The 14,266-nt window shown below is 38.7% G+C and carries 9 protein-coding genes; 7 read left to right on the top strand and 2 right to left on the bottom strand.

Annotation, left to right across the window (positions count from 1 at the left end; translation table 11 throughout):
* Positions 1-153 precede the first annotated feature (153 nt).
* The 5 genes from ACUN24_RS25275 to obgE all read left to right on the top strand — a co-directional run bounded on the left by ACUN24_RS25275 (position 154) and on the right by obgE (position 8,716).
* The gene (locus tag ACUN24_RS25275) at positions 154-345 is read left to right on the top strand and encodes a hypothetical protein (protein ID WP_315423177.1); all 192 of its coding nucleotides are present in this window, start codon (positions 154-156) and stop codon (positions 343-345) included.
* 195 nt (positions 346-540) lie between these two features.
* A complete protein-coding gene (gene treZ, locus ACUN24_RS25270) occupies positions 541-2,400 on the top strand; it encodes a malto-oligosyltrehalose trehalohydrolase (RefSeq protein WP_445564994.1) in 1,860 nt (619 codons plus the stop codon).
* Entirely contained in the window at positions 2,393-6,445 is a 4,053-nt protein-coding gene (gene treY / locus ACUN24_RS25265) for a malto-oligosyltrehalose synthase (RefSeq protein ID WP_445564993.1), read from the top strand. Before treZ ends, treY begins: the two co-directional genes overlap by 8 nt.
* Before the next feature lie 538 nt (positions 6,446-6,983).
* A complete protein-coding gene (locus tag ACUN24_RS25260) occupies positions 6,984-7,559 on the top strand; it encodes an adenylate kinase (protein WP_121283653.1) in 576 nt (191 codons plus the stop codon).
* A gap of 161 nt (positions 7,560-7,720) precedes the next feature.
* On the top strand, positions 7,721-8,716 hold the full coding sequence (obgE, locus tag ACUN24_RS25255) for a GTPase ObgE (protein WP_029277724.1): 996 nt from the start codon (positions 7,721-7,723) through the stop codon (positions 8,714-8,716).
* Positions 8,717-8,988: 272 nt separating this feature from the next.
* On the opposite strand, the gene ACUN24_RS25250 is transcribed toward obgE, so the two are convergent.
* Positions 8,989-9,354 carry a YtxH domain-containing protein gene (locus tag ACUN24_RS25250; RefSeq protein ID WP_132400671.1) on the bottom strand — a complete coding sequence of 122 codons (366 nt, stop codon included), beginning with the start codon at positions 9,352-9,354 and terminating at the stop codon, positions 8,989-8,991.
* Between the two features lie 390 nt (positions 9,355-9,744).
* Between ACUN24_RS25250 and ACUN24_RS25245 the strand changes: the two genes are divergently transcribed.
* Positions 9,745-10,125 (top strand): OsmC family protein, encoded by a 381-nt coding sequence (locus ACUN24_RS25245; RefSeq protein WP_138818194.1) that lies wholly within the window; start codon positions 9,745-9,747, stop codon positions 10,123-10,125.
* A 724-nt stretch (positions 10,126-10,849) separates the two neighbouring features.
* Positions 10,850-11,326 carry an acyl-CoA thioesterase gene (locus tag ACUN24_RS25240; protein WP_121283650.1) on the top strand — a complete coding sequence of 159 codons (477 nt, stop codon included), beginning with the start codon at positions 10,850-10,852 and terminating at the stop codon, positions 11,324-11,326.
* Positions 11,327-11,645: 319 nt separating this feature from the next.
* On the opposite strand, the gene ACUN24_RS25235 is transcribed toward ACUN24_RS25240, so the two are convergent.
* On the bottom strand, positions 11,646-13,397 hold the full coding sequence (locus ACUN24_RS25235; RefSeq protein WP_445564992.1) for an ATP-binding protein: 1,752 nt from the start codon (positions 13,395-13,397) through the stop codon (positions 11,646-11,648).
* Between the last annotated feature and the right edge of the window lie 869 nt (positions 13,398-14,266).

The raw sequence follows: 14,266 nt of genomic DNA, 5'->3' as shown, positions 1-14,266 counted from the left end.
CTGGTTCTATAATAGCGAGGCATTTTATTCCTGTCCCATGATGATGTAGTGCGTTTGCAGAGTACTTATACCCTTTGCGGGTGAGTACATAACACATTACATATAAGGGTAGAATTCATCTGCCCGCTAATATCATTTAACAACTTTAAAGCTATGGAAAATCAAAAAAAAGAGATCGAAACACAGAACGAGGATAAAATAGGAGTTATTCCGGTTTCGCAGATAAAGGGGAGCGATGCTGATACTGCTCAACAGGATGATGACGCTACAGAGAAACTGGCTGAACAAACATCAAAATCTGATTCGGATCATGATGAGCAGACTGATAAAAGCAATACTGAATAGACAGACTATTAATTTATAATGGCTTGATTAACTGGAAAATCCGTCGTCATCTCGACCGGAGCAACGCGGAGTGGAGAGATCTTTGGACCTGCAGATGAAGTTTTAGATGGTTTAGTTTTCTTGAACTTTGGGAATGAGCTTGCTGCCTCCAAAACTATTGGCTTATGTTTTTTGTTTTTTTTCTAAAGTGCTTTAATGGAAATCGATATACGAAAGAGAAATATTGGATTAAATTTTAATGAAAACAGAGAAGCTGAAATCAGGCTTTGGGCACCGTTGGCCGCACAGGTTTCTATTTTAATAGCAGATCGCGAACTTAATTTAGCGCTGGTTGATGAAGGTTATGGCTATTGGTATTTGCAAACAGGCCAGCTCAGAGCACATGATCAATATGTCTTTAAAGTTAATCCTTTAACCGACGGAGAAACAATTGATCGTGCAGATCCAGCGTCTTTATTTCAGGAAGAAGGTCCTCAAGGACGCTCTACGGCATTTGATGTAAATGCTTTTCAATGGACGGATGCCGACTGGAAAGGAGTAGACGTGAATGATCTCATCATCTATGAGCTCCATACCGGAACCTTCACACCAGATGGAGATTTTGCCTCAATTGAAACTAAACTCGATTATCTTGTTGAGCTTGGCATTACAGCCATTGAAATTATGCCTGTTGCACAATTTTCGGGCAATAGAAACTGGGGTTACGATGGCGTATTTCCATTTGCGGTGCAAAATAGTTATGGCGGACCACTGGCTTTACAGCATTTGGTTAATACCTGTCATGCTAAGGGTTTGGCCGTAATTTTAGATGTTGTTTATAACCACGTAGGGCCTGAAGGGAACTACTTCTCCGATTTTGGTCACTATTTTACCGATAAATACCATACCCCATGGGGAAAGGCCATTAATTTTGATGATGCAGGCTCCGATGCAGTACGTGATTTCTTTATCGAAAATGCTTTAATGTGGTTCAGGGATTTTCATATCGATGCCCTTAGATTGGATGCTGTACATGCAATTAAAGATTTCAGTCCCGTTCATATTCTGGCGGAGATTAAAACGTATACCGAAAAACTTTCCCAATTTACGGGCAGGGCATACCAATTGATCGTTGAGCTTGATTTAAATGACGAGCGTTATATCCGGCCTCAAAGCGAATATGGTTATGGAATGGATGCCCAGTGGGTCGATGAGTTTCATCATGCACTTCGGGTTTGTACCGGACAGATAAAAGAGGGATATTATTCAGATTTTAATGGCGTAACAGATCTCGCCAAATCTTACCAGGATGCTTATGTATACACTGGACAGTATTCTACACATCGGCAGCGCAAATTTGGAATGCCTGTACAACAGGTTTCAGGTGCTAAATTTGTTGTTTTTTCACAAAACCACGATCAGGTCGGTAACCGTATGCTGGGCGAAAGAAGCAGTACCCTGGTTAGTTTTGAAATGTTAAAGGTGATGGCTGCAGCAGTTTTTTGCAGCCCGTTTTTACCCTTAATATTTATGGGTGAGGAATGGGCAGAAACCAATCCTTTCCAGTTTTTTGTGAGCCATAGTGATGAGGAGCTGGTAGAGGCAGTAAGGAAAGGAAGAAAGTCAGAATTTGCAGCTTTCCACAATAATGGAGATACACCCGATCCCCAGGATGAAGCTACTTTTGAACGATCCAAGCTCGACTGGGAAAAAATCACTGAACCAAACCACCAGATCATGCTCAGTTATTATAAAACTTTGAGCGCATTGCGGAAACAACACACCGTACTCGCTAACCTGGACCGGAAAAGTGTACATGCGGAAGCCTTTTCTGAAAAAAACTGCCTGGTGTTAAAACGCTGGAAAGGTAGTGAAGAAATCATGGCCATATTCAATTTTTCAAAACAAATACAAACCCTTTCCATTGATCCGGCATTTCAACGTGCCTCGGTGCTGTTAGATTCTGCTTTACTAAAATGGGGAGGCCAAACCCTTGAATCAAATAGTATATCTGCTGAAGGCCAGATTACTTTATTTCCCGAATCAACTCTTATTCTTTACAAAACAGATGTATAAACCAACTTCTACCTATAGAATCCAGTTTCATAAAAATTTTAATCTTAAATCCCTCGATCATATCATTCCATATCTGATAGAGCTGGGGATCGGCACAATATACGCTTCGCCAATTTTTGAGGCTATGCCCGGAAGTACACACGGTTATGACGTGGTGAATCCCCTGAAGATAAATCCTGAGATCGGTACCGAGGCCGAATTGATAAAAGTTTCTAAAAAGTTAAAAGCTGCTGGCATCAGCTGGCTCCAGGATATTGTTCCCAACCATATGTCTTTTCATCCAGATAATATGTGGTTAATGGATATACTGGAAAAGGGAGATGAATCTGATTTTGTACATTTTTTTGATATTGATCTGCAAAAAGGCGATGGACGTTTGATGGTCCCTTTTTTAGGTGAGGATCTTGAAGTAGCAATTGCAGAGCAGAAATTAAAGGTACTCGAGATTAAAGGCAAATACTACTTAAGTTACGGCGATTCCAATTGGCCGTTAAATGCGGAAACAGCCAGTACCATTTCCACACAGAACCTTAAGGATATAAATACAGATTCTACTGCTTTAACAAGGATCGCCCAAAGCCAGCATTATCGCTTGTGCAACTGGCAGGAAACCGATTATAACATTAACTATCGCAGGTTTTTTACTGTCAACGCCCTGATCTGCCTCAATATGCAACATCAGGAAACATTCGATCTTTATCACCGTTACATTTTTGAATTGATTGATAAAGGCGTTTTCCAGGGTTTGCGGATTGATCATGTTGATGGCTTATCTGATCCTAAGGAATATTTACAAAGGCTTCGGAAAACTGTTGGTAAAGATATTTATATCGTCGTAGAAAAAATTCTCGAAAGCGGTGAAGAGTTACCTAAAAACTGGAAAGTACAGGGAAGTACCGGCTACGATTTTTTGGCAATGGTAAACAACCTTTTTACAAACAAAGAAGCAGAAAAGCCCTTTAATAAACTTTATCAGGAAGTAACAGGTAAAAAACTCGATCCATCCAGGCTGATTTACGAAAAGAAAAGTAACATCTTGTTTAAGCACATGCAGGGCGAACTTGATAATTTGTTTGAACTCTTTTTGGCACTTAAACTGGCAGATTTTTCGATCGTTAAGCAAGCTGATCTTAAAAGGGCGTTTGCCGAAATGCTTATCGCCATGCCTGTATACCGGTATTATAACTATCGTTTTCCACTGGCAGAGGAAGAATCACATCATATTAAAAATCTGCTTACACCCATTCTCCATCATAAAAAGCTGGCTAAAGCAGGAGAATTGTTGAACAAAGTCTTTCTTGAAACTCCAAAGCAGGCAAACGCCTACTACAACAAAAAGGTGAGTCATTTTTTTCAGCGTTGTATGCAGTTTACAGGTCCGCTAATGGCCAAAGGGGTAGAAGATACTGCCATGTTTACCTATAACCGTTTTATAGGCCATGCCGAAGTAGGCGATGCACCTGATGCTTTTGGAATGGCAGTGCCTGCATTTCATAATGAAATGCATAAACGCCAACAAGACTGGCCATTTAGCATCAATGGAAGTTCCACCCACGATACCAAAAAAGGAGAAGATGTTAGGGCAAGATTAAATGTACTTAGCGATCTTCCGGATGAGTGGTCTCAATTGGTGCAGCAACTAAAAAAAACCTTCGAATCCTTAAAAAAACAGCATGCGTCTTTTAATCTATTACATGATAATGATGTTTATTTAGTCCTGCAGACCATTATTGGTGCTTTGCCCTTTCATGAAGATGATGATCATGAAATCGAAAACCGTTTGGCACAGTTTATTGTAAAAGCATTACGGGAATCGAAAAAGCGATCAGACTGGGCAAATCCAGATGAAAATTACGAGGAAAAACTCACCGAATTTTCGCAGGCTATTTTAACTGAAAAGCAGGAGAGCAATAGTTTAATCAGAAATTTTTTAAAACGCATCTCCGATTTTGCAGTTATCAATAGTTTAGCTCAGCTTACCCTGAAATTCACTTGTCCGGGCATCCCGGATATCTATCAGGGAACGGAATTGTGGGATTTAAGTCTTGTTGATCCAGATAACAGAAGACCTGTTAATTATGAAGATAGGACGGATCTGATGGCAGCATTTGATGTGCCTGCTAATTTTGAAAAACTTTGGGAAGACAGGTTTTCGGGAAAGATCAAAATGTGGCTAACTAAAACTTTGCTAAAGATCAGAAAATCCGAGTCAGAAGTTTTTGAGCGTGGAGCGTACTTTCCTTTGCAAGTTCAGGGTAAATATAGCCAGCATATTTGTGCTTTTGCAAGGCAATATAAACAGCAATGGTTAATCACCGTGGTTCCTTTGGGGTTTGCTAAATGCTGTAAAAATCAAAATGTAGCAGCTGATAATTTTAATTGGGAAGATACCCAGATATTGTTGCCAAATGAGGCTCCTCTTGGCTGGCAAAACTTGCTGACGGGGAAAAAGGAGTACAAAGATCCCTTATACGAAGGTATCCTGATCAGCCAATTGTTTAACCACATGCAGTTGGCGGTAATTAAGTTAATTCCAGATAATAATCCGCGTTCTGCGGGCGTGCTTATGCACATTAGTGCTTTGCCGTCCCGTTTTGGCATTGGCGATTTAGGCCCCGGTGCCTATAAATTTGTAGATTTTCTTGCTGCATCACGTCAGCGATACTGGCAGGTTTTACCGATTAATCCAACTAAAAAAGAAACTGGGTATTCGCCCTATTCCAGCAACTCTTCCATGGCCGGAAACATGATGCTGATCAGTCCTGAACGCTTATTTGACCAAGACCTTTTAAGTGAAAGTGATTTGAACGCCTGTATGTTACCGGAAGCGGGGCCTGTAGATTTCGAAAAAGTAGAAGAAATGAAACAGCGGACTTTAAATAAGGCCTATCAATTGTTTAAAATTAAAGGTAACGAAAACCTGGTCAATAAATTTAACCTGTTTTGCAAAAATGAGCAAAGTTGGTTAGCTGATTTTTCACTTTATACCTGCATAAAGCAATATTTTAAGGGTAAAGAATGGTTTAACTGGCCAGAAAAATTTAAATTAAAGGTTGCTGAAACCATCATTGAATTTGAAAAAAGCAATCAGTCTGAAATTGAAGAAATAAAATGGAACCAATTTGTTTTTTATCACCAATGGTACAGGTTAAAAGAATATGCAAATGCGAAAGGCATAGGCCTGATTGGCGATCTCCCATTTTACCTCGATTATGATTCCGTTGAAATATGGGCGCAGCGTGAAAATTTTCTACTGGATAAAAACGGAAACAGAACGGAGGTTGCTGCCGTTCCTCCCGATTATTTTAATGAAAAAGGGCAGCTCTGGGGCATGCCGATATACAACTGGGAAAAGATGAAAGCAGATGATTTTAAATGGTGGGAAAACCGGTTAAAGAAAAACCAACAGCTGTACAATCTCCTCCGTTTAGATCATTTTAGGGCCTTTTCTACTTATTGGCAGGTTAAGGCCAGTAATGAAGATGCCGTAGATGGTACATGGAAGCCTGGAGCTGGTGCGATATTTTTTAAAACAATGGAAAAGAAATTGGGCAGGCTTCCCTTTATTGCCGAAGATCTGGGTGAAATTTCAGCGGATGTAGAGCAGTTGAGAAAGCAATTCCGATTGCCTGGAATGAAAGTACTGCAATTTGCTTTTGGCAAAGATTTAGCCGGATCGGTGCATATTCCGCATCTATACGATTCGGCAAATTTTATTGTTTACACCGGAACGCATGATAATAATACCACCCTGGGCTGGTTTAAAAATGAAACAGATGCAAACCTTAGACAACGGCTTTCGAAGTACATAGGTGCGGAGGTGAATGAAAGTAATATCAATGCCATCCTGATCAGGCTCTGTTACGCTTCAATTGCCAAAATTGCCATTATCCCCATGCAGGATATCCTGCAATTAGATGAAACTGCCCGGATGAATATACCTGGTAAGGCAACAGGCAATTGGTCGTGGAGGGCAGATGGGCAATTTATAGAGGAGAAAACGATAAAGTGGCTAAAAGCAGAAACCGAACTTTATGGTCGCTAAAAACTCCGGTGTTATTTCAGGGGGCTATCTGGCAAGAAGGAAGTTGGAACAAGTTCAGCATGACGATGCCGTTAGGCAATTTCATTAAGTTAAGCGTTTTAACCACAGACGCACACAGATCAACACCGATTTTTTCATATCTGAGTGCATCTTCCTGTCTGGGTTGAATTATTTTTGCTTGTGCCGAATGGATGGGGCCATGTAAATACAATAAATTGTTTCAAATATTTAAATTCTTAACAAGAATTGATGAAAATTTAAAAAGAATCTTTTGCTTATTTGACTTAGTATTTGAGGAAAATTCTGTCAAATATAAAAATGGCACAAGATTCTTCTTAGAATAAGGTAAATGTCACTAAAATAGCGCTTTTCTAAATAAATTATCAATTTTAAATGGCATCTAAATTAATAATTATATATTTGCAGCCTTGAAAGTAAGCAATGTCTAATCCTATTAATCAGTGATTTGAATATTACTTATAACTGAGCCATAGGAATAAGGCTTTTTTAATTTTTGAAGATAACCTAAACAACTTGAATGCTTAATTTAGTTCTCTTTGGCCCTCCAGGGGCGGGTAAAGGCACCCAATCTGAAAAACTGATTGCAAAATATCAGTTGGTACACGTTTCAACAGGCGATCTTTTTAGAGCACACGTTAAAGGAGAAACCGAATTAGGAAAAAAAGTAAGTCAATTGCTAGCTGACGGAGAATTGGTTCCTGATGCCATTACAATTGCCATGCTTGAAGAGGAGGTAGATAAAAATCCTGATGCTAAGGGATTTGTGTTTGATGGATTTCCGCGTACCGTTCCGCAAGCAATTGAACTTGATTTATTTTTAGAGCGTAAAGGCAGTAAAATTGCTGGTGTTATTGCTTTAGATGTTGATCAGGACGAGTTAACAAAACGTATTGCTGAGCGTCATAAAACCAGTGGTCGTCCAGATGATGATGCTGAAAAACTGAAAAAACGGATTTCAGAATACTTTGACAAAACGATCCATGTATTGCCTTATTACGAAGAGCAAGGAAAGTTGAATAAAGTAAATGGAATTGGTGAAATAGAAACAGTTTATAATGATCTTTGCGCTGTAATTGATCAGTATAAAGTATAAAGTATAAAGTTCAGTTAGCAGTATAAAGGAAAGGCGTTAATTAATTCCCGATCCGTTATTCAAAACATAAAAGGAGTTATAATGTTAAAACGTTATAACTCTTTAATTTTAAAGGCGTTGTCATTTCAACGTTCCAATAGTAAACATTTCAATATTAAAATATGTCACAGGGTTCGAATTTCGTAGATTATGTAAAAATTTGTTGCCGTTCTGGTAAGGGCGGGGCAGGTTCGGCACATTTACACCGTGATATTTTAACGTCAATGGGTGGTCCTGATGGTGGTGATGGCGGTCGTGGTGGCCACATTATCGTTAAAGGCAGTATTCATATCTGGACATTGTTACACCTTAAATACCGTAAGCATATCATCGCAGAAGATGGTGGTGCTGGTGGTAGTTCCCATAAATTCGGTAAACAAGGCAAGGATGAAATCTTAGAGGTTCCGCTTGGTACCATCGCCAAAGATGCTGAAACCGGAGAAATCCTTTTTGAGATAACCAAAGATGGCGAAACTAAGATTTTAACGGCTGGTGGCCGTGGAGGTTTGGGTAATGCGCATTTTAAAAATTCTGTTCAACAAACACCACGCTTTGCACAACCAGGTGAGCAGGGACAGGAGGTTTGGAACATTTTAGAATTAAAAGTTTTAGCCGATGTTGGCCTCGTTGGTTTCCCAAATGCAGGAAAATCAACTTTACTTTCTGTAGTTTCGGCGGCTAAACCAGAAATTGCCGACTATCCTTTTACTACCATAGTTCCTAATCTGGGTATTGTAAGTTACAGAGGCGGAAAATCTTTTGTAATGGCCGATATACCTGGAATTATCGAAGGTGCGTCAAAGGGTAAAGGTTTAGGATACCGTTTCCTGCGTCATATAGAGCGTAATTCGGTACTGTTATTTATGGTTCCGGCTGATACAAGCCGTTCAATTAAAGAAGAATACGAAATCCTTAAAAGTGAATTGGAGTCCTACAATCCTGAATTAATGCAAAAGCCACACGTTTTGGCCATTACCAAATCAGATATGTTAGATGAAGAACTAATGGAAGAAATGAAACAGGATCTGCCAAATATCCCATCTATATTTATCTCTTCAGTAGCTGAAAAAAATATTTTAGAGTTGAAAGATATGCTTTGGAAAGCGATTGAAGGATAAGGCAGTTCATTATTCCAATGGTCAGTTGTTCATTAGTTTCTTCTCTTGACTAATGAACCATTACCAAGCCAGGCGATCAAACATTTAATTGAAATCCCATATTTTCGATAAAATTGGCTGGATATCGATTTAATAAGGAAAGGCGAAAATTTTCGCGGGAATAAAAAATATTTACAGCAATGATCCTGTATAAACTAAGAAATTTTAAAGGGTAAAAAGGTTGCATGGATTAATTAATCCACGCAAATGCCCCCATTATCTTTTTGTGTTTTTTATCCTTGGCCTTCCTGTACCTGACCATTTTCATGGGCGTTTTCCAGGATCTCTTTCACATCTGATTTACGTTTTTTAGCAACAGTATGTTTAAAATGAGGCACTTCATGTTCAACAATATCTTCTTCAATGGCTTCTACGCCAAAAACTTTCTCTTTTAACAGGTTATATTTGTCTTGAAAGCCATAACGCAGGTTTTTTGCTCCGCCAGCAATTTTTCCACGGGTGCCTGCACCGCTATCTGGAGCAAATAAAATACTAATTACTGCCCCGGCTGCTAAACCAGCCACTAAGGCAAGTGCTATTTTTGCACTGTTATCCGATTCGTGCTTTAAATATTTTCCGATTAACTTTCTGTATTTCATGATCATGTGGTTTTATAAATGAACAATTCGCCTGATATAATGTTTGATATTTTTTAATTTGGAAAGCTAGTGCAGTAGTTTTTTTGGAAAAAGTTCCGGTTTTGCCAGAGACAGATTATGGGCTTGGATGGCATTACTAACCAAAGTATTCTTCATTGAGCGTATCATTATACAATAGGCCTGGTGTTTTGGGTAACAAACTATTAGACAGAGAGTAGGACATCATTCTTTAAACCCGAAAACAGCGGGGTAGTTCTGAATGGAATTCGAAACTATTGCAAAATGACGGGATTGCACCTGCTGTAATTCCAACATTTGCTTAAAAAAAACCAGACTTTTACCTAAGTTTAAAGTTAAAGCACAATATTTGAAATACTAAAATCAATTTACATGGTAAAAGCAACAATAAATAAAGAACATTATGCCTGTTCGGTAACCAATGGTTCTCATGATATTATAGTAGACGAACCTTTAGAGTTAGGAGGAACGCATAAAGGTTTTGCCCCCAAGGGATTATTAATGGCTTCTTTGGCATCGTGTGTAGCCATCACCTTAAGGATGTATGCCGATAGAAAAGAATGGCCTATTGATAAAATCGAAGTGGAAGTAAACATTGATACCGAAAACGGTGAAACGATATTTCTGGAAGAAATTACCTGTACTGGTGTGCTTACCGAAGAACAGAAAATCAGACTGGAAGAAATTGCGACAAAATGCCCGGTCAGTAAAATCCTTGCCGCTGGTCATGAAATCAGGTCGAAAGTGCTTTAGGGTATGATGGTGCAAAACTCCATTACACATTCATAAAGGAAGGAGAAATGGAACTTGCTTTTCAGCGTAAAATGCAAGAACAGCGTAATGAAATGGTAGAACAGCATTAAAGATAGTCAACATCAATTACGTTTAAAGGAATTGCCGGTAGCGATAGTGTGCAATTGAGTTTAACTGATGAGGATGATGATACTTTGCTTTTAGAGTAACTCACAGTACCTCATCCCGTCCCGATTTTTATATCGTATCGTCATTCTGAACTTGTTTCAGGATCTATTATGCAAATTAGATCCTGAGATGAATACTATTTTAGTGGTGTCAGTTGTTACCAACTGACAATAAGGATTTCGACCTTTAAGGTGGTGGTCTTTCTAGTTGTAGCGTCTCGCTACAACTTTTTGTATAGTTTTTTGCCACAGATAAACACAGATTGATACAGATAAATTAGTTTCGTTTACTGATGCGATAGCTATCGGATTTATTTCAGTATCAATTACACCAGTTAGATCCTGAGATGAACTCAGGATGACGACTTCAGGTAAGTTTACTTCCCACGAATTCACAGATTACCGCAGAAAAAACAATCAATTTGCGGTAATCATCTTAATCTGCGGGACTATTTTTTTATTGTGCCGGGTCACCTCAACAGATCATAACAGCTGACCGCAGAAAAATATCTTATTTTATAATATCTTAGCAGATACATTAAAAAGCAATTAACAGCATGGCCAGAACCAAAAACCACATCGAACTTCAATTTTTAAGCGAACCCTCTGATGTTAATTATGGAGGTAAGGTGCATGGTGGGATGATGATGAAGTGGATTGATCAGGCTGCTTTTGCCTGTGCCTTGCAGTGGAGCCAAACTTATTGTGTAACGGTTTATGTGGGTGGCATCAGGTTTTTTCACCCGGTTCATATCGGGCATCTGGTTAAAATGGAAGCACGCATTATTTATACGGGTAAAACCAGTATGCATATTGCCGTTGATGCTTTTTCTAAACCAGTAGGTCAAACCGATTTTGTGAAGAATACCCACTGTATTATTGTTTTTGTTGCAGTTGATGACAATGGGCAGCCAAAGGCAATTCCGGCTTTTAAACCCAAAACCGAAAAAGAAATTGCCATGCATGGTTATGCCATTAAATTAATGGAACTGCGTAAAAGCATTGATAAGGAAATGGAGCCATATATTGTGTAAGCGCTAGGCGGTTTGCGTTCGGCAATGCGATTTTCTGCCGTCCATTTTCTATCTTTTCTCTGTGATCCTCTGTGTAAAACTTCGCGTCCTCGGTGGTAAGAAGATTAACCACAGAGTAAACAGAGATAAGACACCGAGAGCACAGAGGTTGAATTTATGTTACAACTTACAATCTCCGCGCCCTTAGCGTTCTTTATGGTGAGAAAAACAAAGGATTTTAATCTGCAAGTTTAAAGTAAAGCGTTCGGCGGTGCCGTTTTCCATCTCCCATTTTGCCTCTGCGCCCTTTGCGTCTTTTGCGATTAAAAAGAGCATGAATCTACTCTACAACCGGTAAACTGAAACAAAACTTGCTGCCCTCACCAATGGCGCTTACAACCCATATTTTTCCGTTTTCGGCTTCGATAAAATCTTTAGAAATGGCAAGCCCCAATCCGGAACCGGATTTATTCTGACCATCGGTTGGCACCTGGAAATACCTGTCAAATAGTCTTTTCTGGTATTTTTCGTCAATGCCTTTTCCAAAATCACGAACAGAGAATTCAATAAAATTGTCTTTCTGGAAAACATCAATGATTACCTTCGATTTTTCTGAACTGTATCGCAATGCATTAGATAAAAAGTTAACCATTACCCAGGCCGTTTTCTGAATATCGGCATTTACATTTGGTAAGTTTTGGTCGCAGTTAAGCACCAGTTGGATCAATTTCTGTTCAGCCTGGAATTTAACTGCATCAATCGCATAACTCACAATTTCTTCAGGTTTGGTTACGGCAAATGTGAGTTTTAAATTACCGGTTTCTACCTGCGAGAGGTCAAGCAGTTCGCTCGTAATCTTTAACAGTCTGTCGCTATCCTCTTTAATGTGGTTAAGTAACTCGTGCTGCTCTTCGTTCATCATGCCCACACGCTCATCATTGAGCAATTTCAAACTCATTTTAATCGATGAAAGCGGTGTTTTTAGCTCATGCGAAACGGTTGCGATAAAATTTGTCTTGGCTTCATCAAGTTCTTTAAACTGCGTAATATTTTTTAAGGTGTAAACGCTTCCTGCAGATTTAGATGAGGAAATTAATGTGCTGTCATCCTGCTCTTCATAATTTGGGATGATGATTTCGCGATTTTCCAGCAGGAAATAAGATTCTTTTTCATCAGTATAAATTTTTAAGGTATTATCATTGGTGTCAGGTTTAATAATCCGTTTGAGCAATTCATTTTTTTGCATCAGTTCGGCTACATTTTGACCAATAACCTTGTCTTCATCCAGACTCATCAGTTTTGCAGCCAGATGGTTTAGAAAGAGTACTTCACCTTTCTCATTTAAGCCGATAATGGCATCCTGCATTTGTGCAATAATGGCTTCAATGCGCGACTTTTCGGATTTGATTTTAGATAAGTTACTGTTTTCCCATTCATTTAATTTAACCACCATTCCGTTAAAGGAGTTTGCCAGTTCTGTAAATTCATCTTCGTTTTCGAAATGCAAACGCTGTTTGTAATTTTTACGACTGATTTGCTTAATTGCTGCACTAAACTCGGCAAGTGGATTGGCCACAAAACCCGGAAAATTGACAATAAATGTAAAAAGGATGATAAAACTCAGCGTCGCGGCGATCATAATATAGAGGTTTGCCCTCGATGAGGTTTCGTTAGCCAACTCATTTTTGTCATAAATGGCCTTCATATTTACCTGTTCAATATTTTGTAGCGCAACGCGTAAATTTTTAATGCTATTTTCTTTGATGGTTAACGATTCCGGGCTATTTAATATGTTAAAAGCCGCTTTTAATTTATGGAAAGCCACTTTTTCGCCGGATTCGGTAATGTTTAATCCTTCGTTTTGCAAGTTTTCCTTAAATACAGCCAGTTGAGTGCTGCTTAGTGGAAGTCGGTTCTGATCGATTACATTGCGCATCGCTGCAACATATTTCAATGATTTGTAGTTGTCTTTAAGAATTACCTTCGATTTACTGGAAAGCTCGTTTAAAAAAAAGAGCGCAATTAATCCGAATGATAAAACGATTATAAAGAGAAACCCGAATCCGAGGCGAAGCTTGGTTTTTATTTTCATCTGTTCTTATTTGTTTTTAATGGTGATGAAGCTATCATGATTTACTTATTTATTGTGAAGTTTTGTAAATCATTGATGGTTTCATGTTGTTTTAGTTTAACCGCAAAGAGCGGAAAGTTTTTCGCGAAGAAACGCAAAGCAATTTCTCTCTTTTTGTGTAAAAATAGGTTATAATTAAATGTGTTTCCTGATTAACTAAATTATATAACAAAGGTTAAATAAATAGTATCTGTTTAGCCTGTAGTCAATAGCTATGCCAGTATATTGGGTTGTTATTTAAGTTGTTGTCTTTTAGGTTTATAGGGTGTTTTTGTCGTTGTTTGAAGCAAAAAAAACCTTTTCATTTTGGAAGGGTTTTTATCAAAATGAAATTTTACTTTTTATAGTTCAAAGTACTGTTTTTTGTTCCTAAACCTGATCCAATAGCTATTGGATGAAGTGGTAGCTGCCGGCTTCACGCCGGCACTACAAACGGAGTAGGACTGACACTCTTATGAAATGCAGGCTGGGCTTTCCAAAAGAAGATTATATATTATTTTTGGAAAGCAGGTTTGGAAGCATTTAGGTCGGTGTAGTTCCCGCTATCCGCTTTACTGCGTGCCGCTTCCATCGGGTTTAAGTGGCAAGGCGAGTAATAATATTTGAGGTTGCAGGGTGCTGAAATAAGGCGGCATTAAATTATTCTTTGGGTCTTACAGTACTGTTATTTGTTTATAAACCTGATCGTAGCGAACACGGAGTGCAACGGAGTAAAGCGAAGAGCAGGGAGAAATGTTCCTATGAAACACAGGTTTGGCTTTCCAAAAGTAAAAAAACATTAGATCTGAATTTTGTTTTTTAGGAAAGCAGATGTTGAAGCATTTATGATA

The sequence above is a fragment of the Pedobacter sp. WC2501 genome, assembly GCF_052682415.1.
This window is presented reverse-complemented; position numbering and strand designations above follow the sequence as displayed.

Bases quoted from the DNA above. Each gene is read 5' to 3' on its own strand.
- ACUN24_RS25275 (WP_315423177.1), top strand. From the start codon at position 154: ATGGAAAATCAAAAAAAAGAGATCGAAACACAGAACGAGGATAAAATA.
- treZ (WP_445564994.1), top strand. From the start codon at position 541: ATGGAAATCGATATACGAAAGAGAAATATTGGATTAAATTTTAATGAA.
- treY (WP_445564993.1), top strand. From the start codon at position 2,393: ATGTATAAACCAACTTCTACCTATAGAATCCAGTTTCATAAAAATTTT.
- ACUN24_RS25260 (WP_121283653.1), top strand. From the start codon at position 6,984: ATGCTTAATTTAGTTCTCTTTGGCCCTCCAGGGGCGGGTAAAGGCACC.
- obgE (WP_029277724.1), top strand. From the start codon at position 7,721: ATGTCACAGGGTTCGAATTTCGTAGATTATGTAAAAATTTGTTGCCGT.
- ACUN24_RS25250 (WP_132400671.1), bottom strand. From the start codon at position 9,354: ATGAAATACAGAAAGTTAATCGGAAAATATTTAAAGCACGAATCGGAT.
- ACUN24_RS25245 (WP_138818194.1), top strand. From the start codon at position 9,745: ATGGTAAAAGCAACAATAAATAAAGAACATTATGCCTGTTCGGTAACC.
- ACUN24_RS25240 (WP_121283650.1), top strand. From the start codon at position 10,850: ATGGCCAGAACCAAAAACCACATCGAACTTCAATTTTTAAGCGAACCC.
- ACUN24_RS25235 (WP_445564992.1), bottom strand. From the start codon at position 13,397: ATGAAAATAAAAACCAAGCTTCGCCTCGGATTCGGGTTTCTCTTTATA.